Source organism: Paenibacillus sp. SC116 (assembly GCF_024733555.1).
Classification (GTDB): domain Bacteria; phylum Bacillota; class Bacilli; order Paenibacillales; family Paenibacillaceae; genus Paenibacillus_B.
Genome location: NZ_JANIOF010000002.1, coordinates 404,678 through 427,414, shown reverse-complemented (window position 1 = coordinate 427,414; position 22,737 = coordinate 404,678). Strand labels below are relative to the sequence as shown.

The window sequence follows — 22,737 nt, the reverse complement described above, 5'->3', positions numbered from 1 at the left end:
GGCTAGTCCAATTATTAAAAATTTAAATACCCTATTCCCTTAAGGAGGAATTCACATATGAAAGTAGCAGTTATTGGTTGTACACACGCAGGAACAGCAGCAATTGTCGAGACAGCAAAGCGTTATCCAGATGCTGAGATTACCGTTTACGAGCGCAATGATAATATTTCCTTCCTATCTTGCGGTATCGCTCTCTACGTTGGTGGTGTTGTAAAAGATGCACAAGGTCTCTTCTACTCATCGCCTGAGAAAATGAAAGAACTTGGTGTTAAGATGCATATGCTTCATGATGTAACTGACATTGATATAAAAAACCACACGTTGCACGTTCGCGACTTACAGACAAATGAGCAACGAAAAGATACATTCGACAAGCTTATTATCACGTCAGGTTCGTGGCCAATTGTACCTAAGTTCGAGGGTGTTGATTTGAACAATATTTTGCTCTGCAAAAACTACAATCATTCGAACACAATTATCGAGAAAGCGAAAGATGCTAAAAATATCGTCGTCATCGGTGCAGGCTACATTGGTATCGAACTGGTTGAAGCTTTTGAGGAATCCGGCAAGCACGTAACACTAGTGGATATGGAAGATCGCATCATGCCGAAATACCTTGATCCTGAATTCACAGCTCCTGTAGAAGCATCGTTCCAAGAACGCGGCGTGAAACTTGCACTTGGTGAAAAAGTAGAACGCTTCGAAGGTACAGATGGCAATGTGAATGCTGTAGTAACAGACAAAGGCCGTTATGAAGCAGACCTCGTTATTTTGTGCATTGGCTTCAAACCTAATACAGAATTGTTCCAAGGACAATTGGAGATGCTTGATAACGGCGCAATCAAAGTCGATGCATATATGCGCACGAGCCATCCTGACGTCATGGCTGCTGGGGACTGCTGTTCTGTACTGTATAACCCAACAGGCGAACAAGTTTATATTCCACTAGCTACGAATGCAGTACGCATGGGTACAATCGCAGCTTGTAACTTAACCGAAAATCGCATGCGCTCGCTTGGAACCCAAGGTACATCGGGTATCAAAATTTACGAGCATCATATTGCTTCGACTGGTCTAACGGAGGCAGCCGCTGAGCATCTTGGTATGAACGTAGCAACAAGCACATTGGTAGATACGTATCGTCCAACGTTCATGCCAACAGCAGAGCCATTAACACTGAAAGTCGTTTACGAAGCTGATACACGCCGTATACTAGGCGCTCAACTCGCTTCGACGATAGATTTAACACCAGCGATTAATACGATGTCGGTATGTATCCAAAATAATATGAACATGGATGAACTCGCGGTTGTCGATTTCTTCTTCCAGCCGCACTTCAATAAACCGTGGAACTACTTGAATGCTGTAGCTCTACAAACCTGGAATGAAGCTCATTAATCCATCCCCCATTTATATAGAACAAAAGAGGCTGCCTATCCTAATGGATAAGGCAGCCTCTCTATTATTATCGGTTCTCCGATACTTTAAGACGCGCAATTGCACGTTGAAGCGACAGTTCCGCACGACGGAAGTCAACATGATCTTGCTTATTGCGATCTGCCATCGATATACGCTGCTCCGCACGAGACTTAGAAGCCTTCGCACGATCCACGTCAATATTTTCAGGCAATTCTGCACTTTCTGCCAGCAAGACCACTTTATCCTTACGTACTTCCAAGAAGCCGCCATGAACAGCTACGAAATGCTCTGTGCCATTCACTTTGATCTTCATTGGAGCGATCTGAAGTGGTGTGACCATCGGAATATGCCCAGCTAAAATGCCGAGCTCCCCTTCAACGCCTTTCACGCTGATGCTGTTCACTTCCTGCGCAAATACTTTGCGCTCAGGAGTGACAATCTCCAACAAAAAGGTGTTCAAACGCGGTTCCTCCTTCCGTTCCGAACTTCGTTATATGAATATTCGGACCGTATCACATCAAGCTGCTATTATAGAGATTTCGCTTTCTCAACAGCCTCTTCGATCGTACCAACATACAAGAATGCTGCTTCTGGAAGATTGTCATGCTTACCTTCCAAAATCTCTTTGAAGGAACGTACTGTTTCTTTAACAGGTACGTACTTTCCTTTGTGGCCTGTGAATGGCTCTGCCACGTGGAATGGCTGGGACATGAAGCGCTCGATCTTACGTGCGCGCACAACAGTCAGCTTATCTTCCTCGGACAACTCATCCATCCCCAAGATTGCGATAATATCTTGCAGCTCTTTGTAGCGCTGAAGAATACGCTTAACGCCTTGAGCAACGTTGTAATGCTCTTCACCTAGAACTTCAGGTGTCAAGATACGAGAAGAAGATGCCAATGGGTCAACCGCAGGGAAGATACCCATCTCGGAAATACGGCGCTCCAAGTTCGTAGTTGCATCCAAGTGAGCAAACGTCGTTGCTGGAGCTGGATCCGTATAGTCATCCGCTGGAACGTAGATCGCTTGGATCGACGTAACGGAACCTTTTTTCGTAGAAGTAATACGCTCTTGCAATTGACCCATCTCTGTTGCCAATGTAGGCTGGTAACCTACCGCGGATGGCATACGTCCAAGCAATGCAGATACTTCAGAACCTGCTTGCGTGAAGCGGAAGATGTTATCGATGAAGAGCAATACGTCTTTACCTTCTTGATCACGGAAATATTCCGCCATCGTCAAACCTGTCAAAGCAACACGAAGACGAGCTCCAGGAGGTTCGTTCATCTGACCGAATACCATCGCCGTCTTCGCGATAACGCCGGATTCACTCATCTCATGGTACAAGTCATTACCTTCACGTGTACGCTCACCAACACCTGCGAATACGGAGATACCGCCGTGCTCTTGTGCGATGTTGTTGATAAGCTCTTGAATTGTTACCGTTTTACCTACACCCGCACCACCGAAGAGGCCGATTTTACCGCCCTTCGCATATGGAGCAAGCAAGTCGATAACTTTAATCCCTGTTTCAAGGATTTCTGCTTGTGTGGACAACTCATCGAATGTAGGTGCTTCTCTGTGAATTGGGTTTACCAAGTCACGGTTTACTTCACCTGCGTTATCGATTGGTTCACCCAATACGTTAAATACACGACCCAATGTTACACTACCAACCGGTACTGTAATCGGTGCTCCGAGGTCTACTGCTTCAATACCACGAACCAAGCCGTCTGTAGAAGACATCGCAACGCAGCGAACTACGTTATCGCCCAAGTGGACGGATGCTTCCAACGTCAAATTGATATCAGGCACGCCAGGAGCTGTCGATTTTTGTTCGATCTTGATCGCGTTCAAAATTTCCGGAAGTTGACCACGTTCGAATTCAATGTCAATAACCGGACCTGTAACGCTTAACACGCGTCCTTTGTTCATCTCGTTCCCTCCTACTGAAAAACTGCCTTATCCATTAAGCCTGAGCACTCGCTCCTGCTACGATTTCGGAAATTTCTTGCGTAATAGCCGCTTGGCGCGCACGGTTGTATGTCAGTGTCAAAGAAGAAATCATCTTCGTCGCATTCTTCGTTGCACTGCCCATCGCCGTCATTTGCGCACCGAACTCACTCGCTTTCGCGTCGAGCACAGCGCTGTAAATAAGCGTTTCTGCGTACTTCGGCAGCAAGTGAGCCAATACCGTATCCGCATCTGGCTCATACTCGTAGGTTGCCGTAGCTTGCACCGCTTTAGCGCCGCTTACAGCGTTATCTTCTAACGGAAGCAAACGCTTTTCAACCGGAGTTTGCGTAATCGCATTGATGAACTCGTTGTAGAACAGATTCAATTCGTCGTATTGACCTTCTTCAAAATATTGAACCGCTTTGTAGGCGATTGTTTTGACATCGGCAAACGTCGGTGAATCTGGCACTTCCGTAACATCCTCTACGATTGGCAATCCTCTACGGCGGAAATAGTCACGGCCTTTGCGTCCAATAACGAACAATACGTACTCATCCGTCGAACGATGGCGCTCTGCGATCGTATCCATCAGCTTACGAATGACATTGGCGTTGTAACCGCCTTTCAATCCGCGATCTGATGTAATGATGAGATAGCCCGTCTTCTTGATAGGACGCTTCACTAACATCGGATGCTGAGCACTTTGCGTACCTGCCGCGATGCTGTTTACAACTTCTTTGAGCTTATCTGCGTAAGGACGAGCTGCTTGCGCAGCCTCCTGTGCACGACGAAGCTTCGCTGCTGCAACCATTTCCATCGCTTTCGTGATTTGCTTTGTGCTCTGAACGCTCTTAATTTGGCGCTTGATCTCGAGCATACCTTTAGCCACTTACGTTTCACCTGCCTTATCAGCTCTGCATGAGGCAGAGCTTGCTTCTTCGCTTGAACGTGGTGAACCGGGACGCGACATCGCGCACCCGGTTACCCTGTATATTTCATTAAGCCGAAACGGCAAAGCTTTTCTTGAACTTTGTCACGGTTTCAACGATCAGATCTTCTGTCTCTTTGGATAGATCTTTCGTGTCACGGATCGATTGAAGGATCGCTTCTGCATTAGACTCGACATGAGCCAAGAACTCTTGCTCAAAACGACGGATATCGGACAATGGAATCTCGTCAAGATGACCACGAGTAGCGATGTAAAGACTCACTACTTGCTTCTCAACCGCAAGCGGTTGGTTAACACCTTGTTTCAAGATTTCCATCAGACGGTCACCGCGGTTAAGACGAGCCAAAGTGGATTTATCCAAGTCGGAACCGAACTGGGAGAATGCTTTCAACTCGCGGTATTGTGCGAGGTCAAGCTTCAACGTACCAGCTACCTTCTTCATCGCCTTAATCTGTGCAGCACCACCTACACGGGATACAGAGATACCAACGTTAGTCGCTGGACGCTGACCCGAGTAGAACAAGTCTGACTCTAGGAAAATCTGTCCGTCTGTAATAGAGATAACGTTAGTAGGAATATACGCAGATACGTCATTCGCTTGCGTCTCAATGAACGGCAATGCCGTCAAAGAACCGCCACCGTTCTCATCGCTCAGCTTCGCTGCGCGCTCTAGCAAACGGGAGTGCAAGTAGAATACGTCACCCGGATATGCCTCACGGCCCGGAGGACGACGGAGAAGCAACGAAAGCTCACGGTATGCAGCCGCTTGCTTGGACAAGTCATCATATACAACGAGAACATGCTCGCCTTTGTACATGAAGTACTCACCCATCGCGCAACCAGAGTAAGGCGCCAAGAAGAGAAGCGGAGCCGGCTCGGATGCGGATGCCGTTACAACGATTGTGTAGTCCAAAGCACCGTGACGACGAAGCGTCTCAACTACTTGAGCTACAGTGGATTGTTTTTGGCCGATAGCAACGTAAATACATTTTACGCCATTACCTTTTTGGTTAATGATTGTATCGATTGCAACTGTCGTTTTACCTGTTTGGCGGTCACCGATGATCAACTCACGCTGACCACGACCGATAGGAACGAGCGCATCGATAGATTTGAGTCCTGTTTGCATAGGCTCATGAACCGATTTACGGTCGATAACACCTGGTGCTGGGGACTCAACTGCGCGGAATTCTGTCGTTGCGATTGGCCCTTTGCCATCTACTGGCTGACCAAGCGAATTCACGACGCGACCAAGCAATGCTTCGCCGACTGGAACTTCCATAATGCGTCCTGTACGTTTAACTTGGTCACCTTCGCGAATGTCTTTGTAAGGTCCAAGAATAACGATACCGACGTTGTTCTCTTCCAAGTTCAGGGCCATACCCATTACGCCGTTTGAGAATTCGAGCAACTCACCGGACATACATTGTTCTAGACCGTGAACACGGGCAATACCGTCACCGACTTGAATAACGGTACCGACCTCTGCTACTTCGATTTGAGATTGATACTTCTCAATTTGACTTTTAATCAGCGTGCTGATCTCTTCAGGTCTGATGCTCACTCGCTTCACCCCATTCTTCCGTGCTTTATCTATTACCGTGCAATTGCATTTAATTGTTGTTGTACGCGTGCCAATTGACCGGACAAGCTTCCATCATAGAGACGGTCGCCGATACGGACTTGGATACCACCGATCAACGTTGGATCGACGATGTTATTCACACGAATTGTCTTGTTCTCTTTATTGCCGAACACAGCAGCGATCTGCTGTTGTTCTTCTTCACTAAGTGCAGCTGCTGAACGAACCTCAGCATTGGCCACTCCGAGTGCTTGACCTGCAATACGGACATAATAATCCAGCAGATCTCCAAGCAACAAGATGCGACCGCGTTCCACGAGCATTTGCAGCGTGTTCACCACGATCTCGGAAGCATTGCCAGCGAAAGCCGCTTTTAATACATCCGTTTTGTCCGAACTATTAATGTTCGGCGTTGTCAGAAGCAGTTCCAACTGATGGTTGTTGCGTACTGCCTCTACGACCGAGCGCAATTGCTGCTCCGTCTCAACAACGGATTGACGTTCGTTCGCCAATTCGAACAGCGCCTTGGCATAACGTTTAGCAACTACGGATTCTCGGCTCATTGTTTGCCTCCTACCTCATTCAGGTATTCGTCAACCAATTGAGCTTGGTCTTTCTCATCCACTTGCTTCTTCAACAATTTGGAAGCGATTGCGACAGACAAGCTGCCCACTTCTTGACGAAGCTCATCGACTGCTTTGTTCTTCTCATTCTCGATGTCGCGTGCCGCTTCATCCTTGAGACGAACAGATTCATGCTTAGCTTTGTCAATAATCTCGTCAGCTTGACGAACAGACGTCTGCTTCGCTTGCTCAATAATATCGTACGCTTCTTTACGAGCTGTAGAGAGCGCTTCTTTCTGCTCTTCTACAAACGCTTGAGCTTGTGTACGGCTAGTTGCTGCATCATCCATTTGCTGTTTAACCAACAGACGACGCTTTTCCATTACTTCTAGCAATGGCTTAAACGCATATTTCTGGAGTAGCACATAAAGAATAAGGAAACCCAGAATTGCAAATACGAAATTCTCCCAAATAAACGCCACTACAGTCACTCCTTTCCGGTAACCTCACTTACAGGTCCTAACAAAACGAAGGCGTGGATGGCATCGGCCTTCCCCGCCAAACCGTCTGACTATGAATTAAGCTCCGAAGAAAATCAAGAAAGCGATAAGAGTAGCTGCAAGAGGGATAACCTCGACTACACCGACACCGATGAACATTGTCGTTTGCAATTGACCACGTGCCTCTGGTTGACGAGCGATAGACTCAACTGTGCGGGATACGATCATACCGTTACCAATACCTGCGCCCAATGCGCCCAAACCTACTGCTAATGCTGCTGCCAAAAATTCCATTTGTTACATCCTCCTTAGAACTGGTTAATAGTTTTGAATTGATAAATACTGGAACATCACTTACCTTCGTTATTCTCGATGCGAGTCATAACAGCTAGTCCATTAATGTTCTTCATGAATCGAAGCTTGAGCGATGTAGACCATCGTCAGCATCGTGAAGATAAATGCTTGTAATCCACCGACAAACAAACTGAATCCTTGCCATGCTGCAGTGAAAGGAAGACCAAGGACACCCGCTTTGATAAGCGTCGATAGAATAACTTCCCCTGCAAAGATGTTCGCGAACAAACGAATACCAAGCGCTACTGGCTTCGCCAAGTTCTCCACGATATTAAGTGGTAGGAAGATTGGGAATGGCTCTAAGTAGTGCTTCAGATAATGCTTGCGGTTGTGCTTCAAGCCTAGATAGTTTACTAGGATGAAAATCACGGTCGCTAGTCCCATGGTCACCGCGATGTCTGCCGTTGGAGATTTCCACCAGAGCAGTTGAATATGCTCACCTTCGCCAAGTGCGTCAAACGCTGCTTGGTTCGTAGCCAAAATCTCGTAACCAAATATCGATGTTGGTCCATGTGGTTCTGTAATAATGGCAAATGGCAATCCTAGTATGTTGGAAACGAAGATAAATAGCATAAGGGTCATACATAAAGATATGTATCCCAGACCTTTCTTCAAATCCATTGTACTGCCGATAATGCCTTGTACGAATTCGACAAGCCATTCCATGAAGTTCTGCATACGAGTAGGGTTGTCAACCGACAAGTTTCGGACACCCAAGCGTGCTAGGACAAACACGATGATACCGGAAATGAGGAGCATACCTATGGTTGATAGGTCAAAGTTTATTCCCCAAATCTGAATTATTGGAGCAAAATGCATGTAATGTGTTCACCCCTTTCCATAGCTTTATTTATTTTTAGATGCTACTGAAATAGCGACAACCAAGATTATGAGCTGCGATAAAAACAACCCGATAATTGTCGACATAAGGGATATCTGTTCAAACTTCACTGCGATCATAACGACCAACAGCGAGATGCACATTCTTGTGAGCAGGCCGAAATTAACTCGTCCCTTCTCTTGATTGGCCGCCATTTCCGACAGGCGCATAACCTTCATAGCTAAATTGCGCACTGTAAGCAAACCTGCGACCAAGCCTAGTGCTAAACCAGCCACTAACGGCCGATGTTCGGGTAAGAACGCCCATGCGAACAGCGCTGCTGACATCAGTAGAAACACTGTTCTAGTAGCTGCGTTCACTATGGAAGATAATTCATTCATTTTGTTCCCCCATGAACTTTGTCACATAGTAGATGATATGAATCACCCCAGCCACGAATCCGATAATGACACCTAAGCCAATCCAGATTCTAGGACCATCCCATTGCTGCTTCAGCCAGCTCCCTATTAGATATCCAATAATAATATACAAAATAAGGGTAACGCCTGCGCCGCCGATAGCAAGGGCAGTTCGCCATGTGCTCTCGTTTTGATTACTAGGTTTCATAGGCTATAATTCCCATTCATTTTACTTAAAACTATAAGAACTTGTCAACGAATGCTAGCCAGATTTTGCCACGTTTTGTAGATGTATGTCCAATCTGTACGGCTTGTACCATTTTAACACAAAACCGTACAGTACTACTGTATGCTGAACCGTTTTTAAAGAGAAGAGCCTATTTTATTAAATTGTGAACTTTGTGTGAAATGGTTCAGGTCTTTCTTCGTTTACACCAAAGCTGTGAAGAATCGCACTGACAATTCTCGCAGAAGCCTTGCCATCACCGTATGGATTTGCTGCTTGGCTCATGCGCTCATAAGTAGCAGAATCTTCAAGCAATGCCTTCGTGCGCGCATACACTTGCTCTTCCTCCGTACCTACTAGCTCTAATGTGCCAGCTTCGATTCCTTCAGGGCGCTCTGTCGTATCTCGCAGCACGAGAACAGGAACACCGAACGATGGTGCTTCTTCCTGCATGCCTCCAGAGTCTGTCAGGATCAAATGCGTATGCGGATAAATGTTATGGAAGTCCACCACATCTAACGGCTCAATAAGCTTAATGCGCGGATGATCCCCCAACATTTCGTGAGCTGGCTCACGTACAGCTGGGCTTGGATGCACCGGATAAACGATAGCAATATCTTCGAATTCATCTGCAATACGACGTACAGCACGGAAAATATTACGGTGCGGCTCACCTTGCGACTCGCGGCGATGAGCAGTCATGAGAACAAGACGCTTACCCTTCGCCCAATCTAGCACTTCATGCTCATAATCATCCCGTACTGTATATTGAAACACATCTGTTGCCGTGTTGCCTGTGACATAAATCGATGATTCTGATTTGTTTTCTTTGCGCAGGTTGCCAGCAGACCAATCTGTTGGGGCAAAATGCAAGTCGGCCATAACGCCAGTTAACTGACGGTTCATCTCCTCAGGATAAGGAGACATTTTATTCCAAGTGCGCAATCCAGCTTCAACATGACCAATTTTGATCTGCTGCATGAAAGATGCATAGCTTGCTAGGAATGTTGTCAACGTATCTCCATGAACGAGTACAATATCCGGCTTCGCTTCACGAAGTACTGGCTCAAGTCCTTGAAGAACTCGAATGGAGATGTCGTTCAAAGATTGCTGCTTCTGCATAATATCTAGATCATAATCTGGCTTGATCTTAAATACTTCAAGTACTTGATCAAGCATTTGACGATGCTGAGCCGTCACGCACACGATGGACTCAATATGCTCTGGGTGCTTTTGCAATTCCAAAATCAATGGGGCCATCTTAATTGCTTCTGGTCGAACGCCGAATACCGTCATGACTTTGATTTTGCTCATAGGTCAATCCTCCGATATATCATCATGAATGTAAGCGGCAGCCTAATAGGCATGCCGCTTTGTTAACATTTATTACTTTGTGCCAAACAAGCGATCGCCTGCGTCACCAAGACCAGGTACAATGTAGCCATGATCATCAAGCTTCTCATCAAGAGCCGCCAAGTAGATATCTACATCAGGATGCGCTTCTTGAACAGCTTGTACACCTTCAGGAGCCGCAATCAAGCACATAAGCTTAATTTGCGTGCAGTCGCGCTTCTTCAAAGAGTCGATAGCTGCAATAGCAGATCCACCTGTTGCTAACATCGGATCGATAACGATCAATTGACGCTCCTGTACATCTGTAGGCAGCTTCGTGTAATACTCAACTGGCTGCATCGTTTCAGGGTCGCGGAATAGACCTACGTGGCCAATTTTCGCTCCTGGAATCAACTTAACGACACCTTCTACCATGCCAAGGCCAGCACGCAAAATCGGTATCAAGCCAAGCATTCTACCCGCTACAATTTTAGCTTCTGTTTTCGCTACTGGTGTCTCAACAATTGTTGTCTGCAACGGAAGATTACGCGTAATCTCATATGCCATCAATGTTGCAACTTCATCAACCAGTTCACGGAAATCTTTTGTTGATGTTTTTTTGTCACGAATCAATGTTACTTTGTGTTGAATTAATGGATGATCACAAATGACCAGTTTGCTCATATAAATAATTCCCTCCGCAATTTACTCTCATCGTTGAATGCAAACAGCAACACTCGTCCGTCTTCAAACAGCCTTTATTATAACATTTTTACCTATTGACTGCACGTGAAAGAGCCTCCCATTTCTTAGTCCGCTCACATTTTCATAGGATGCTCAATTAGAGCTTACCCTATTTGCCAAAGAATCGTCGGTGACAGATTGCATATCATTAGGATACGGAACAATCATGAGCTCCCGCATCCCGAGCCACATGAACTGCCACAGCTAGAACCGGAGCCTGCATCACTGCTGCCTCCACCGTCATTTCCACTATAATCTCCGCTAGATGAGCCGCAGGCACTTGCTCCTGAACAGCTGCTCTTATCGTTTTCCGACATTTCGTCTTCATAGTCGACATGATCCGTCGTTGATGCAATAAACATAACGGATGCCGCCAATCCCCACTGAAGATAACTTTGATCTTGGTTCGATTGGTTGCGCGAGACAAGATGACCTTGTCGATCCTCCAGTCGTAACCGTAGATCTCGCACGCTTTTCATATCTCGACACTCGTCTGCTTGCTGCATTTGCAAACGGGCTTGTTGGATTAAATACGTTGCCGCCTCTCTTGCCTCAGGAACCTTACGCCAACAACCGCTGCGGAACAAACGTCGCTCTAGCTCCTCCCAATCCGAATGAACGAATTCCTGCTGAAAAACAGGATCGAGTGGATAACGGAAAAACTTGCCCCACAACTGTTCTGTATACTCGGTTGGTGTGAACAATTGACTATATACCCAATCAAACCATGCTCGCAAATGAGGAGTTGGACTTGCCGTCACCGCAGGTTCGTGATGAATTTTTTCTCCCATATAACGAGTTGACCACTGGTCATAATGGTTCGTGAACATAAGCATTTCGTGCCAAACCGCATCAATCTTACCGCTGAACATAGGTACTTCTTTAAAAATCGCACATATGACAAAATAGCGATCCAATTCTAGCTTGCGCCAACTGTATTCTGAGTCTGTCATTCCAGAAAACTCTTCTAGCATTCGCAGCTTTAGACGCTCCTCATACTCTGAGGTCCAGCTATGTAAATAGTGTTTAACAAGCGGGTACACAGGATGGCTGTGATCTACACCAAGATAGGCTGGGGCAGTCCCTACATAGGGTTTTTCCTTGTTCAATCGTCTATTTCTTGCTTTGGGAGACGAAAGCGCAATAACAAGTAATAAAGCGAAAATAATAGCAAAGACGATTAATATTGTCTTCATCTGTTACCCCTCCTCTTTAACCATTACTATATTATACGCTGACAATCAAAAAACGGATCAATATTTCATTTTATAAAATCTTCATAAAAAAACCGTTCGCTGCTTCTAGGGGCAACGAACGGTGGTCAAGTCTATGCATAAACATGTCATAGTATATAGACTTTGCTTATGTTATGCGATACAAGTATCGATACTATTATTTACTTTGCAAGTTCAAATATGATTGCGCTTATGCGTCGTAGGACAATTTTGTATACAGCGGATACTGATCCGTCAATGCACGTACTTTGCCGCGAGCTTGCTCCAACGTTGCTTCATCCGTAGGATTTTTCAACGTCATCGCAATTACTTCTGCAATTACACGCATTGCTTCTCCATTCATGCCGCGCGCTGTTGCCGCAGGCGTACCAACGCGAATACCACTCGTAATGAACGGGCTCGTTGGGTCAAATGGGATGGCATTTTTGTTACAAGTAATGCCGACAGAATCAAGTACTTTCTCAGCATCTTTACCTGTGATGTTGACGCTGCGCGTATCGATAAGCATCAAGTGGTTGTCCGTACCGCCAGACACCAAGTTCAAGCCGCGAGCTTGCAGCTCTTCAGCCAACACTTGAGCGTTGCTGACAACATTTTGTGCATATGCTTTGAATTCTGGTTGCAAAGCTTCGCCCAATGCAACTGCTTTTGCAGCAATCACATGCATAAGTGGTCCGCCTTGCGTACCTGGAAATACAGACTTATCGATTGCAGCAGCCCATGGCTTACGGCATAGAATCAAGCCACCGCGAGGACCGCGAAGCGTTTTGTGCGTTGTTGTTGTTACGAAATGAGCGTGTGGAACTGGGTTAGGATGCAAACCTGCTGCAACAAGACCCGCGATATGAGCCATATCGACCATAAATAGCGCACCTACATCATTAGCGATTGCAGCAAGTGCTTCAAAGTCGATAATACGTGGGTATGCACTCGCACCAGCAACGATCATTTTCGGACGGTGCTTGAATGCTACTTTGCGTACTTCTTCATAATCGATGCGGAATGTCTCTTGATCCACACCATATTCCACGAAGTTGTAAAGCACACCTGAAGCATTAACTGGACTTCCGTGCGTCAAGTGACCGCCATGCGCCAAGTTCATACCTAGAACTGTATCTCCAGGTTTCAATGCTGCCAAATAGACAGCCATATTTGCTTGCGCGCCAGAATGCGGCTGCACATTTGCATGTTCAGCTCCGAACAATTCTTTCGCACGGTCACGTGCAAGATCTTCTACGATGTCGACGTGCTCGCAACCACCATAGTAACGACGGCCAGGATAGCCTTCCGCATATTTGTTCGTCAATACTGTTCCCATTGCTTCCATAACTGCTTCGCTCACAATGTTCTCAGATGCGATAAGCTCGATGTTGTGACGCTGACGCTGCAGCTCCAAATCCATTGCCTTCAATACCTCTGGGTCTTGCTTTCTCAAGAAATCTACCATCGACGTATCCCTCCCACAATTCATCCATACTTCAATTATGCTCAACACTTTTATATAAATTGACCGAAACGACTATGTCATTCAGTTATCGTTCCGTGAGCAAATCAATTCCTCTACTGCGTTGTTCCAAGTTCGAACAACAAGGGATTCACGCAACCGTTACGTACAGTCACCCAATGTATCACTGTCGCCATTTTGCTGGAGCCTATATATGGCTCGCTCGCCTCCGATTAGCTTAGGACGACTTGTTGCCATTGTCACTCGGGCAGCTCCAATCGTACGGACAGAGGTTCGTAACGGCACCGCCACATGACGTAAATGCATACCAATTAGTGTTTCCCCGATATCCATGCCCGCATGTGCAGACAGATGTTCTACCACACACGGCTCACTCATGTTGCGATAAGCGATGGTAGGCATTGAACCTCCTGCACGAGGCACTGGAATTGCACTGACTTCTTCTAAACGCATGGTTTCGCATAGTGACCGCTCTATAACCAATGCCCGATTCAAATGCTCGCAGCATTGAAATGCCAGTTGTAATTGATATCGAGATTGAAGGACTTGCAATCCTTCATAGAGCGCATTTGCTACATCCAATGTTCCAGATGTGCCAATGCGTTGTCCAATCACTTCACTTGTGCTGCAACCGATGACCACGATTTGACCTGGTCGCAACTCAGCAGCCTCTACGAGAGCATTTGCCGCCAGCTCCGCTTCAGTACGAATGGACTCAAGTTCATTTGGATGCTGCATGATGAGTCTCCCTTCCACTTAAGGAGCTGCGTGATATTTGCGCTCGATCTCCGCTACTTTGTTCAAGCGGCCTGTATGGCGCTCTCCTTGGCTAAACTCCGTAGACAGCCATACTTTCACAATTTCTTGTGCGACACCTGGGCCTGTTACACGCTCTCCTAGAGCCAAGACATTCGTATCGTTATGCTCACGCGTCGCTTGAGCGGAGAAAAGATCGGTAACAAGCGCACAGCGAATGCCTGTCACTTTGTTAGCCGCGATGGACATGCCAATACCTGTTCCACAAATGAGGATACCACGGTCTGCTTCTTTATTAACAACTGCCTCTGCTACTGGCAGTGCATAATCTGGATAGTCGACAGATTGGTTGCAATCGCAGCCGTAGTCCTGTACTTCATGTCCCATTTGTTGAATGACTTCAATAATATCTTGTTTCAAACGCACACCTGCGTGGTCTGCTCCGATTGCAATTTTCATAGCAAGAATCCCTCCTACGGTTTATGCCACTATTATAACGAATTTTGTAGAAAAAGACGCATTTCTCGCAAATTCGTCACAAGGGATTAACATCCAAATGCGTAAATTTCTTGACGGAGAGGTATGCAGATAACAAAAAAAGAGCTAAGCATACGCATATGCGTACACTTGCTCTTCTGCCCAGGCGACCGGCCGTATTATTCGATGCTCCATCGTGGTATTTCCCCACTCTTGTCGCCAGTCACATCGAACCTCGCGTTTAATAATTGAATCATATCGCAAACCGATAACAAATTCAATTCATTTTTGTTCGAGCTTGTCCAAAACAAGTTCTAAAGCGGTTCGAATCTCTTCCGCTGTCTCTCGATATTGGTCGAGGTGTCCACCGTATGGATCTTGGATGTCCAAACTAGGCATACGTGCTTGCAGTTGATAGACTCTTGCAATTTCCAATTCTGATGGTTGCTCTCCCATCGACAGTTTCAATTGCAATTCTGCCATCAGCGAATGCAGCTCCTGATGGATCTGCTCATTCTGATGGGACGCGTCGTGCTCCTCCACATATTCTTTCAACGTAAATACTTTATCCGCTGCACCCTCGAATTGTTGGATCAGATGCTGTTTGTGACTTGAAGTTAGGGTTAATATAATATCCGCCCAATCGATACTTCCCTTCTCCAAGGAACGGGAGGAAAAAGATGCATTCGTCATATTTCGTTCATGCAGTACCGTCTGTGCGTGCCTAGACATCGGCATTCCATCCATTGCTGCTACTCCTGCCGAGCGTGCTTCAACCGCGATGCCGCGATCAGACGCCATATGACGCAGCAGAGATTCTGCCATTGGACTGCGGCATGTGTTGCCAGTGCATACAAATAAGATGCGTGTCATCGTTGTCCCTCCACGGTACAATTTCATGCGCCTTGCGCCTTTATATCTATTGTACCCGATTCTACGAAGGAATCAAAAATAGAATACCAAAAATGAGTAGTACCACTCCTCCTATTGCCTCACCATACTCACCTATACGCTGCCCAACAAGATGCCCAAGCTTTAACCCCAATATAGCCATCATTCCGCCAAATAGCCCAAACAACACGACGGTAAGCAGCAGGTTCCAATGGAACATACCAAGCGATACACCAACCGAGAACGAATCAACGCTGACACTCAACGCAAATACTAATGTCCCCCACCATGTGCTTGTCTGAAATAAGCCAGTGGAATCGCCCTGCAGCGTACTATATATCATATGCGTTCCCAACAAGAGCAAAAGCGCCCCAGCCGCATAACTTGTCACTTGTCCAAGCACCACGCTCATATAGGCCCCTGTTAAGAGGCCAAGCAATGGCATGGCTATATGAAAAAGAGCAATGCTAATGCTAATGCGCATCATATCAAGCGCCCGCATCCCCTTCATCCCAATACCTAAACAGAGGGAAAACGCATCGCAACCGAGCGCTAACGCCATAATCATGATTGTCATCAGCTGGCCGAATGGAACAGCCATTATGTCTCCCAAGCACTTTCCCCTCCTTGTCCGATATCTAATTCAGCCTATGCGGACAAGGAGGGAATCATGACAGAGGAGGCCAGCAATCTAAGGCGCTGGCCTCCTCTGTGTGGGACGCCCTCGTTCCATTGGAACGAATGGCGTGTATGACGCGTGCTTTATGGCACGCGGACGAGACGGTGTCCAGCAGCTTTTACGAGGCGGTTCATCACCGCCAGACCGATTCCTTCCGCTGGACATGTCTCGGCAGCAATGTACGTTGCGCCCGCTTCATCGAAGCGGCGGAGCGCGTCGTACAGCAACTGAGCAGCTTGCTCCAGCTGCTGCAAGCTGCCCAGCTCCACAACGACGTCGGCGCGGTAGCGGTCCGCATGCTCACGGAAGGTGAGCACGCCTGTTTTCTCACCGCGCTGCTTCGCGTCGTCGAGGTCGGCCTGAATGTAGGCCGACACCGCTTGATCATCAGCGCCTTGCACGAGATACATCGTGCCTTGCGGCGCATAATGCGCGTACTTCATGCCTGGGGAGCGCGGGACAACTCCTCCAAGTGCTACCACAGCAACCTGATCAGCTTTCGCTAAGTCTGCAGCCATCTGTTTTTGCTGTAGATTTATATCTACATCTACACCTGAGATATTTGCTCCATGGTGCTCAGTACCTGCTGCTTTCTTTTCAGCCGACAACACCGTCGGATCAACTGCACGGTCAACCGTAACAGGGACACCAAGCTCTGCTAACATATCAAGCGTTACACCGCCTGGACGCAGTACGTGGATACGGTCGCCGTCAAGTTCCACAACTGTTGACTCTACGCCAACTCCTGTTGAACCACCATCTACAACACCTGCGATTCGTCCCGCTAAGTCCGTCACCACATGCTCAGCACGTGTCGGGCTTGGTCGACCTGATCGATTGGCACTTGGAGCCGCAATCGGCTTGCCTGACGCAGCAATAAGTCGAAGCGCAACTTCATGATCCGGCATGCGCACCGCTACCGTTAATAGACCTGCAGTCACTCGCGGAGAGACCGCTCCAGAACGAGCAGGTAGAACCAATGTTAATGGACCCGGCCAGAAACGCTCCATGAGACGAAGAGCAAGTTCATTATACGGCTGTACGAGATCATCAAGCTGTTCTCGATGCGCAATATGTACAATAAGTGGATTGTCAGACGGTCTGCCTTTGGCTGTGAAAATGGACTCGACAGCTTCCGTAGATGTAGCGTCTGCACCCAAGCCATACACTGTCTCTGTCGGAAAAGCAATCGTCTTCCCTTCCGCCAAGCACAATGCTGCTTCATGAATCCACTGTTCTGCTTCCGCTGGTTCTGTTCCTTGCAGCTGCCATACTTTTGTTCGCTCTTTCGGCAGCGATCCAGATCCAATGTATTGTGGATCCTGATTATTTACTGTCATGATGCCTATTACCTCCTGTCACTGTACAATATCTAAATACTCTATTTATCATCAGACACTGCCACACTCATGTATTTTTACTGCTAAATCGCTATATTCATCATCAAAAGAATCATAACCGTAAGAAAGAAGATGCCGGGATCAGCGGCATCTTCCTGTCAATTCTCTCGAATCTTCTCCTAAGTGCAAATCATCATCTATCATTTCCAATAACATTTCCGACAACGCTTTGATGATTTCATTTACTTATCGTTCGAAATTTCTATGTTATTGAAGATTTAATAATAGCCGTTTATAGCCATTCTTTTTCGATTTATTTCTCTCATTCGTTTCAACCTGACTTCAACCTGAACTAGATTTATTATAATGAAATGATAGCCATGAAACAATGTAAATCCATCCGACCCTTAGTACACTTAGCAACTGGTAACCAAATGCATTCTCTTGATAAACGCATGTCGCTATATCCATAATACGTATCACATCAGAAATATTAAAATAAAGACTGAACTACGTCACCGATCCATTCGAAAATCGATACAAGCACATCCCATAAGAAAAAACGTACTTCCCGATCCGCTGTGCCCGCTTCTTCTCCAGCACCTGCATGCTCTTCCGATTGCACAGATGATGACTTTCCTGATTCTATCGTTTCTCCCGCTCCAGCTTCTTCCGCCTTGTCAATCTCAGCTGCAACAGCTGTTCCTTGTGTACCATCTACAAAGCATAATGGCGGAAACAATACACACCACCAGTTCTGACCTTCACCGCTACCTAACGTAATCCGTAAAGCCTCATAGTTGCCAGCCGGATAAGCTTGACCACCGTACAACTTCGCCGGGAACGGAACAACCTTCAGCTCTGCCTTTGCTCCATAAGCATATCCCGCTTGTGCAACCACTTCATTCGCAATTTCCCGAATTTGTTCCAGATGTGATTCAATCCAATTCCTTGCCTCTTCACGTGAACGCGGCGTGCTGCCTTCTTCAAGCCAACCATTCATCGCCTCGACAACAGCATCACGTACCTGTCTCTTTACAGCCTGATCCGCTTCATTATCTGAGTGAGCTAGTATGCGAAGTCTGATAGCATCTTCAGGTATAGCTTCTTGCTGCAATGCAGAATTAGCTTGTGCAGTCGTTCCATTTCCATCCCAACTCATCACGATACCAACAGCCAAAGCTGCAAGCATCAGCATGTTCAGCCAAGTGCGACGTTTCATAACGGTTATGCTCCTTGTGAGGTTGGGCGCGCCTCTTAGCCATCATTATGTCCCCAACCTTTCAGAGCTAAACCTATGAAACTATTAAAAATAATTTTCTACTTCGGCACCCAGAAGTCAAACTCTAGCATAATGAGTTTAAATCCATATAGTCATCGTTTCCGCAAAAATAAAAAATAGGCGAGCATCGCCCGCCTATCTAAGCACTTAAAAGTATAGCTCCTAACTCATGCAGCATCTGCGCAAGTAAGTAAAAGTGTGTTGAGCATTATTAGTCTTATAGCTAACAATTCCTAATCTAGAATACCTAACACATGCCGCTCTATCCCTGCAAGATCATTAACGATACGGATTTGCGGATAACCAGCTTCTCGCACGAGTGCGGCAACATCCTGCGCCTGACCACGACCAAGTTCAAAGGCAACAATGCTCGGTAAGGACGTTAGTCGGGGCAGCATTGCCATCATACGACGATACGGGTCCAGACCATCCTCCCCGCCGAATAAAGCTGTGTGCGGCTCATAGTCACGAACTTCGCGCATCAAACCCTCTCTATCCTCATCCGGGATATACGGGGGATTAGACACAAGCACATCCAGCTCAAGACCCTCAAGAGGAAGCAGCAAATCGCCTTCCAGCCACTCCAATCGCTCTGACACGCCCAGTTGCTGCGCATTGGAGCGCGCCACGCTCAGAGCCGCTGTCGATATATCAAGTGCCCTGACACGCCAAGAAGGGCGCTCAAATGCTAATGCACAAGCGATAGCGCCACTTCCCGTACCTACATCCGCAGCACAGATGGGAGCCGTTGGCCCCCATAGACGATCCGCCTCTTCCAGTACGGCTTCAACGAGCAGTTCCGTTTCCGGACGAGGAATCAGAACGTCTGGCGTCACTCGGAAGCTTAGTCCATAAAAGTATGCCTCACCAATAATGTATTGAGTCGGCTCACCGCTACCTCGGCGTTGAATCATCTCACGATAGGATTCATGGCTCTCAGCAGGGAACTCCTCTTGCATCCGCATCAAATACGTAACGCGCTCCCAAGAGAGCGCATGTCGCAGCAGCAGCTCCGCATGATGTCCAGCGTCTTCAACACCAGAAGCAGATAAATAAGAAGAAGCCTGAACCCAGGCTTCTCTTATCGTAAGTGGAGGAATAAGAGAGAACGGTTGTAACGGTCCGTCAATCAAGTTCCGCTCACTCATCCTTGGTTCTCTCTCTCCATAATTTCAGCTTGCTCTGTCACAGTCAGCGCTTGAACAATCTCTTCCATATCGCCATTCATAATTTGCTCAAGCTTATGCAGCGTGAGGCCGATACGGTGATCGGTTACGCGGCTTTGCGGGAAGTTGTACGTACGGATACGCTCACTGCGATCACCTGTACCTACTTTACTCTTACGCTCACCCGCATACTTCGCTTCTTCTTCTTGACGCTTAATATCGTAAATACGCGCGCGTAGAACTTGAAGCGCCTTGTCTTTATTCTCGTGCTGTGACTTACCGTCCTGACACGTTGCTACAATGCCTGTTGGAACGTGTGTTACACGTACCGCAGACTTCGTCGTATTAACAGACTGACCGCCTGCACCAGAGGAACAGAACGTATCAACACGAATATCTTTATCGTGAATCTCGATCTCGAAATCATCAATTTCAGGCATTACCGCCACTGTAGAAGTCGATGTATGAATACGTCCACCAGATTCCGTTACTGGAATACGTTGAACACGGTGCGCACCGCTCTCGTATTTCATTTTGCTGTAAGCACCTTTACCCGCAATCATAAAGATAACCTCTTTGAAACCGCCCAAGCCGTTCACGTTCGCTTCCATAAGCTCTGTACGCCAGCCTTGAGAATCTGCAAAACGAGTATACATGCGATAAAGTTCAGCTGCGAACAACGCCGCTTCGTCACCGCCTGCTGCACCGCGAATCTCAACGATTACGTTCTTATCATCATTCGGGTCCTTAGGCAAGAGCAAGATGAAAATGCGTTCTTCTAGCTCTTTTTGACGAGCTGAAAGCTCCTCAATCTCCATTTTTACCATTTCGCGCATTTCATCATCGAGCTTCTCTTGCATCATCGCTTTAGCCGCTTCTAATTCCGTCATAACGGACTTATATTCCGTATATGCTTCATAGGTTGGCTGAAGATCAGATTGCTCCTTCGAATATTCGCGAAGTTTCTTAGAGTCATTAGCTACATCCGGGTCACATAGTAGCTCGCTTAGCTTATCATAACGATCAGCCAACGATTGCAAACGATCTATCATGAAACGTTCACCCTCTCCTCACCATTATTGTGTACATATCGATATCATCTATTTAGACTGCGCCGTCTAAGACGACTATTTATTAAACGTTGAAGCGGAAGTGCATAACATCGCCATCTTTAACCACATACTCTTTACCTTCAAGACGCAATTTGCCCTGCTCCTTCACCACATTCATCGAACCACCAGCAACCAAGTCATCATAAGCTACAACTTCCGCACGAATGAAGCCACGCTCGAAGTCAGTATGAATAACACCAGCTGCTTGAGGTGCTTTCATGCCTTTACGAATCGTCCAAGCACGGACTTCCTGTACACCAGCAGTGAAGTACGTGTACAAGTTCAGCAAGCGATAAGCTGCTTTAATAAGACGGTTCAATCCGGACTCTTCCAAGCCAAGCTCTTCAAGGAACATGTCACGATCTTCGCCTTCCAGCTCAGCAATCTCTGCCTCTACCTTCGCACTAATCGGCACAACCTCTGCATTTTCCGCTGCTGCAAATTCACGAACTTTTGCAACGTATTTATTGTCTTCCGCAGATGCCACTTCATCTTCACTTACGTTCGCCGCATACAACACAGGCTTAATCGTCAACAAATGAAGCTCACGGATAGCGACCTTCTCGTCTTCAGTCAACTCGATACCGCGCACAGGCGTGTCGTTGTAGAGTGCTTCCTTCACCTTCTCCAACACTTCAACTTCAAACGCGATTTTCTTGTCTCCGCTCTTCAAGTTTTTCTTAGATCGATCAAGGCGCTTCTCTACAGACTCCAAGTCAGCGAGAATAAGCTCAAGGTTAATCGTTTGAATATCGCTGATCGGATCAACTTTGCCATCAACGTGTGTAATGTTCTCGTCCTCGAAGCAACGAACAACGTGAACAATCGCATCAACTTCACGAATATGTGCCAAGAATTTGTTGCCCAAACCTTCACCTTTGCTCGCACCGCGTACGATACCAGCGATATCAACGAATTCAAAAGCAGTTGGAACCGTACGGTTAGGCGTAACAAGCTCTGTTAATTTAACCAAACGCTCATCCGGAACTTCTACAACCCCTACATTCGGATCAATCGTACAGAACGGGTAGTTTGCAGATTCTGCCCCCGCTTGTGTAATCGCATTAAACAGTGTTGATTTACCTACGTTCGGAAGTCCGACAATACCTGCCTTAAGTGCCATATCAAATATCTCTCCTTCTCATCATCATGTCATGTATCCAATCAATCCGTGCACACTTATGCCAGCATGAAAGACATAAGCTCACTAGAACAACATGTTCCCTTAACAACGTATCCAGACGTGTCTTACCACGTCCTGCAAAAATTCCTTAACCATTATAACCAACAACGCAAAAAAAACCTAGTCATCGACTAGATTTTTTCCGTATTTTCCACATATTCTGCTAAATAAGGGAGGTCGTGTGCCATTTTTAAAAACGACCATGCTTACCAGCAGGTTATTTTTCACTTTTCAACAGCCCTTTTTGCTGCTTACTATTGCTTTTCAATAGCCAAGCTCGAGCATTC

The 22,737-nt window shown here is 46.7% G+C and carries 24 protein-coding genes and 1 riboswitch; of the genes, 1 reads left to right on the top strand and 23 read right to left on the bottom strand.

Annotation, left to right across the window (positions count from 1 at the left end; genetic code table 11):
• Positions 1-57 precede the first annotated feature (57 nt).
• Positions 58-1,398, top strand: a complete 1,341-nt coding sequence (locus tag NQ117_RS13655; protein WP_258278577.1) for an FAD-dependent oxidoreductase — start codon at positions 58-60, stop codon at positions 1,396-1,398.
• Positions 1,399-1,465: 67 nt separating this feature from the next.
• On the opposite strand, the gene NQ117_RS13650 is transcribed toward NQ117_RS13655, so the two are convergent.
• From NQ117_RS13650 to ychF, 23 genes are all read right to left on the bottom strand, one after another.
• Positions 1,466-1,879, bottom strand: a complete 414-nt coding sequence (locus NQ117_RS13650; RefSeq protein WP_258278576.1) for a F0F1 ATP synthase subunit epsilon — start codon at positions 1,877-1,879, stop codon at positions 1,466-1,468.
• Between the two features lie 68 nt (positions 1,880-1,947).
• A complete protein-coding gene (gene atpD / locus NQ117_RS13645) occupies positions 1,948-3,354 on the bottom strand; it encodes a F0F1 ATP synthase subunit beta (RefSeq protein ID WP_258278575.1) in 1,407 nt (468 codons plus the stop codon).
• A 34-nt stretch (positions 3,355-3,388) separates the two neighbouring features.
• Positions 3,389-4,264, bottom strand: coding sequence for an ATP synthase F1 subunit gamma (gene atpG, locus NQ117_RS13640; protein WP_309137878.1), 876 nt, complete (start codon positions 4,262-4,264; stop codon positions 3,389-3,391).
• A gap of 109 nt (positions 4,265-4,373) precedes the next feature.
• A complete protein-coding gene (gene atpA / locus NQ117_RS13635) occupies positions 4,374-5,888 on the bottom strand; it encodes a F0F1 ATP synthase subunit alpha (RefSeq protein WP_258278574.1) in 1,515 nt (504 codons plus the stop codon).
• Between the two features lie 32 nt (positions 5,889-5,920).
• Entirely contained in the window at positions 5,921-6,469 is a 549-nt protein-coding gene (locus tag NQ117_RS13630) for a F0F1 ATP synthase subunit delta (RefSeq protein WP_258278573.1), read from the bottom strand.
• The gene (gene atpF, locus NQ117_RS13625; protein ID WP_258278572.1) at positions 6,466-6,951 is read right to left on the bottom strand and encodes a F0F1 ATP synthase subunit B; all 486 of its coding nucleotides are present in this window, start codon (positions 6,949-6,951) and stop codon (positions 6,466-6,468) included. Before atpF ends, NQ117_RS13630 begins: the two co-directional genes overlap by 4 nt.
• A 96-nt stretch (positions 6,952-7,047) precedes the next feature.
• Positions 7,048-7,263, bottom strand: coding sequence for a F0F1 ATP synthase subunit C (gene atpE, locus NQ117_RS13620; RefSeq protein WP_028593843.1), 216 nt, complete (start codon positions 7,261-7,263; stop codon positions 7,048-7,050).
• Between the two features lie 102 nt (positions 7,264-7,365).
• A complete protein-coding gene (gene atpB, locus NQ117_RS13615) occupies positions 7,366-8,142 on the bottom strand; it encodes a F0F1 ATP synthase subunit A (protein ID WP_258278571.1) in 777 nt (258 codons plus the stop codon).
• A 27-nt stretch (positions 8,143-8,169) separates the two neighbouring features.
• Entirely contained in the window at positions 8,170-8,544 is a 375-nt protein-coding gene (locus NQ117_RS13610; protein WP_258278570.1) for an ATP synthase subunit I, read from the bottom strand.
• Complete coding sequence (locus NQ117_RS13605) at positions 8,537-8,770, bottom strand: AtpZ/AtpI family protein (protein ID WP_258278569.1); 234 nt, start codon at positions 8,768-8,770, stop codon at positions 8,537-8,539. Before NQ117_RS13605 ends, NQ117_RS13610 begins: the two co-directional genes overlap by 8 nt.
• A 177-nt stretch (positions 8,771-8,947) precedes the next feature.
• The gene (gene wecB / locus NQ117_RS13600; protein WP_258278568.1) at positions 8,948-10,102 is read right to left on the bottom strand and encodes a non-hydrolyzing UDP-N-acetylglucosamine 2-epimerase; all 1,155 of its coding nucleotides are present in this window, start codon (positions 10,100-10,102) and stop codon (positions 8,948-8,950) included.
• A gap of 72 nt (positions 10,103-10,174) precedes the next feature.
• Positions 10,175-10,804: a uracil phosphoribosyltransferase gene (upp, locus tag NQ117_RS13595; RefSeq protein ID WP_144992070.1), complete on the bottom strand. Its 630-nt coding sequence runs from the start codon at positions 10,802-10,804 to the stop codon at positions 10,175-10,177.
• A gap of 224 nt (positions 10,805-11,028) precedes the next feature.
• Positions 11,029-12,060, bottom strand: coding sequence for a glycine-rich domain-containing protein (locus NQ117_RS13590; RefSeq protein WP_258278567.1), 1,032 nt, complete (start codon positions 12,058-12,060; stop codon positions 11,029-11,031).
• Positions 12,061-12,289: 229 nt separating this feature from the next.
• On the bottom strand, positions 12,290-13,546 hold the full coding sequence (glyA, locus tag NQ117_RS13585; protein WP_258278566.1) for a serine hydroxymethyltransferase: 1,257 nt from the start codon (positions 13,544-13,546) through the stop codon (positions 12,290-12,292).
• A 159-nt stretch (positions 13,547-13,705) separates the two neighbouring features.
• Positions 13,706-14,302, bottom strand: a complete 597-nt coding sequence (locus NQ117_RS13580) for a TIGR01440 family protein (protein ID WP_258278565.1) — start codon at positions 14,300-14,302, stop codon at positions 13,706-13,708.
• Between the two features lie 18 nt (positions 14,303-14,320).
• Entirely contained in the window at positions 14,321-14,779 is a 459-nt protein-coding gene (gene rpiB, locus NQ117_RS13575) for a ribose 5-phosphate isomerase B (RefSeq protein ID WP_028593852.1), read from the bottom strand.
• Between the two features lie 171 nt (positions 14,780-14,950).
• A riboswitch (ZMP/ZTP riboswitch) is annotated at positions 14,951-15,034 on the bottom strand.
• 45 nt (positions 15,035-15,079) lie between these two features.
• A complete protein-coding gene (locus NQ117_RS13570) occupies positions 15,080-15,670 on the bottom strand; it encodes a low molecular weight protein arginine phosphatase (protein WP_258278564.1) in 591 nt (196 codons plus the stop codon).
• 61 nt (positions 15,671-15,731) lie between these two features.
• The gene (locus NQ117_RS13565) at positions 15,732-16,289 is read right to left on the bottom strand and encodes a manganese efflux pump MntP (protein ID WP_258278707.1); all 558 of its coding nucleotides are present in this window, start codon (positions 16,287-16,289) and stop codon (positions 15,732-15,734) included.
• 161 nt (positions 16,290-16,450) lie between these two features.
• The gene (locus tag NQ117_RS13560) at positions 16,451-17,707 is read right to left on the bottom strand and encodes an L-threonylcarbamoyladenylate synthase (RefSeq protein WP_258278563.1); all 1,257 of its coding nucleotides are present in this window, start codon (positions 17,705-17,707) and stop codon (positions 16,451-16,453) included.
• A gap of 493 nt (positions 17,708-18,200) precedes the next feature.
• Positions 18,201-18,929, bottom strand: a complete 729-nt coding sequence (gene spoIIR, locus NQ117_RS13555; protein WP_258278562.1) for a stage II sporulation protein R — start codon at positions 18,927-18,929, stop codon at positions 18,201-18,203.
• Between the two features lie 293 nt (positions 18,930-19,222).
• Positions 19,223-20,137: a peptide chain release factor N(5)-glutamine methyltransferase gene (gene prmC / locus NQ117_RS13550; RefSeq protein WP_258278561.1), complete on the bottom strand. Its 915-nt coding sequence runs from the start codon at positions 20,135-20,137 to the stop codon at positions 19,223-19,225.
• Positions 20,134-21,207 carry a peptide chain release factor 1 gene (prfA, locus tag NQ117_RS13545; RefSeq protein WP_258278560.1) on the bottom strand — a complete coding sequence of 358 codons (1,074 nt, stop codon included), beginning with the start codon at positions 21,205-21,207 and terminating at the stop codon, positions 20,134-20,136. Before prfA ends, prmC begins: the two co-directional genes overlap by 4 nt.
• 82 nt (positions 21,208-21,289) lie before the next feature.
• Entirely contained in the window at positions 21,290-22,390 is a 1,101-nt protein-coding gene (ychF, locus tag NQ117_RS13540) for a redox-regulated ATPase YchF (protein ID WP_258278559.1), read from the bottom strand.
• Positions 22,391-22,737 lie beyond the last annotated feature (347 nt).

Bases quoted from the DNA above. Each gene is read 5' to 3' on its own strand.
- NQ117_RS13655 (WP_258278577.1), top strand. From the start codon at position 58: ATGAAAGTAGCAGTTATTGGTTGTACACACGCAGGAACAGCAGCAATT.
- atpD (WP_258278575.1), bottom strand. From the start codon at position 3,354: ATGAACAAAGGACGCGTGTTAAGCGTTACAGGTCCGGTTATTGACATT.
- atpE (WP_028593843.1), bottom strand. From the start codon at position 7,263: ATGGAATTTTTGGCAGCAGCATTAGCAGTAGGTTTGGGCGCATTGGGC.
- ychF (WP_258278559.1), bottom strand. From the start codon at position 22,390: ATGGCACTTAAGGCAGGTATTGTCGGACTTCCGAACGTAGGTAAATCA.
- NQ117_RS13565 (WP_258278707.1), bottom strand. From the start codon at position 16,289: ATGGCTGTTCCATTCGGCCAGCTGATGACAATCATGATTATGGCGTTA.
- spoIIR (WP_258278562.1), bottom strand. From the start codon at position 18,929: ATGAAACGTCGCACTTGGCTGAACATGCTGATGCTTGCAGCTTTGGCT.
- NQ117_RS13580 (WP_258278565.1), bottom strand. From the start codon at position 14,302: ATGCAGCATCCAAATGAACTTGAGTCCATTCGTACTGAAGCGGAGCTG.
- NQ117_RS13590 (WP_258278567.1), bottom strand. From the start codon at position 12,060: ATGAAGACAATATTAATCGTCTTTGCTATTATTTTCGCTTTATTACTT.
- NQ117_RS13605 (WP_258278569.1), bottom strand. From the start codon at position 8,770: ATGAAACCTAGTAATCAAAACGAGAGCACATGGCGAACTGCCCTTGCT.
- NQ117_RS13630 (WP_258278573.1), bottom strand. From the start codon at position 6,469: ATGAGCCGAGAATCCGTAGTTGCTAAACGTTATGCCAAGGCGCTGTTC.
- NQ117_RS13610 (WP_258278570.1), bottom strand. From the start codon at position 8,544: ATGAATGAATTATCTTCCATAGTGAACGCAGCTACTAGAACAGTGTTT.
- glyA (WP_258278566.1), bottom strand. From the start codon at position 13,546: ATGGTAGATTTCTTGAGAAAGCAAGACCCAGAGGTATTGAAGGCAATG.
- atpB (WP_258278571.1), bottom strand. From the start codon at position 8,142: ATGCATTTTGCTCCAATAATTCAGATTTGGGGAATAAACTTTGACCTA.
- prmC (WP_258278561.1), bottom strand. From the start codon at position 20,137: ATGAGTGAGCGGAACTTGATTGACGGACCGTTACAACCGTTCTCTCTT.
- NQ117_RS13570 (WP_258278564.1), bottom strand. From the start codon at position 15,670: ATGACACGCATCTTATTTGTATGCACTGGCAACACATGCCGCAGTCCA.
- upp (WP_144992070.1), bottom strand. From the start codon at position 10,804: ATGAGCAAACTGGTCATTTGTGATCATCCATTAATTCAACACAAAGTA.
- NQ117_RS13560 (WP_258278563.1), bottom strand. From the start codon at position 17,707: ATGACAGTAAATAATCAGGATCCACAATACATTGGATCTGGATCGCTG.
- prfA (WP_258278560.1), bottom strand. From the start codon at position 21,207: ATGATAGATCGTTTGCAATCGTTGGCTGATCGTTATGATAAGCTAAGC.
- wecB (WP_258278568.1), bottom strand. From the start codon at position 10,102: ATGAGCAAAATCAAAGTCATGACGGTATTCGGCGTTCGACCAGAAGCA.
- rpiB (WP_028593852.1), bottom strand. From the start codon at position 14,779: ATGAAAATTGCAATCGGAGCAGACCACGCAGGTGTGCGTTTGAAACAA.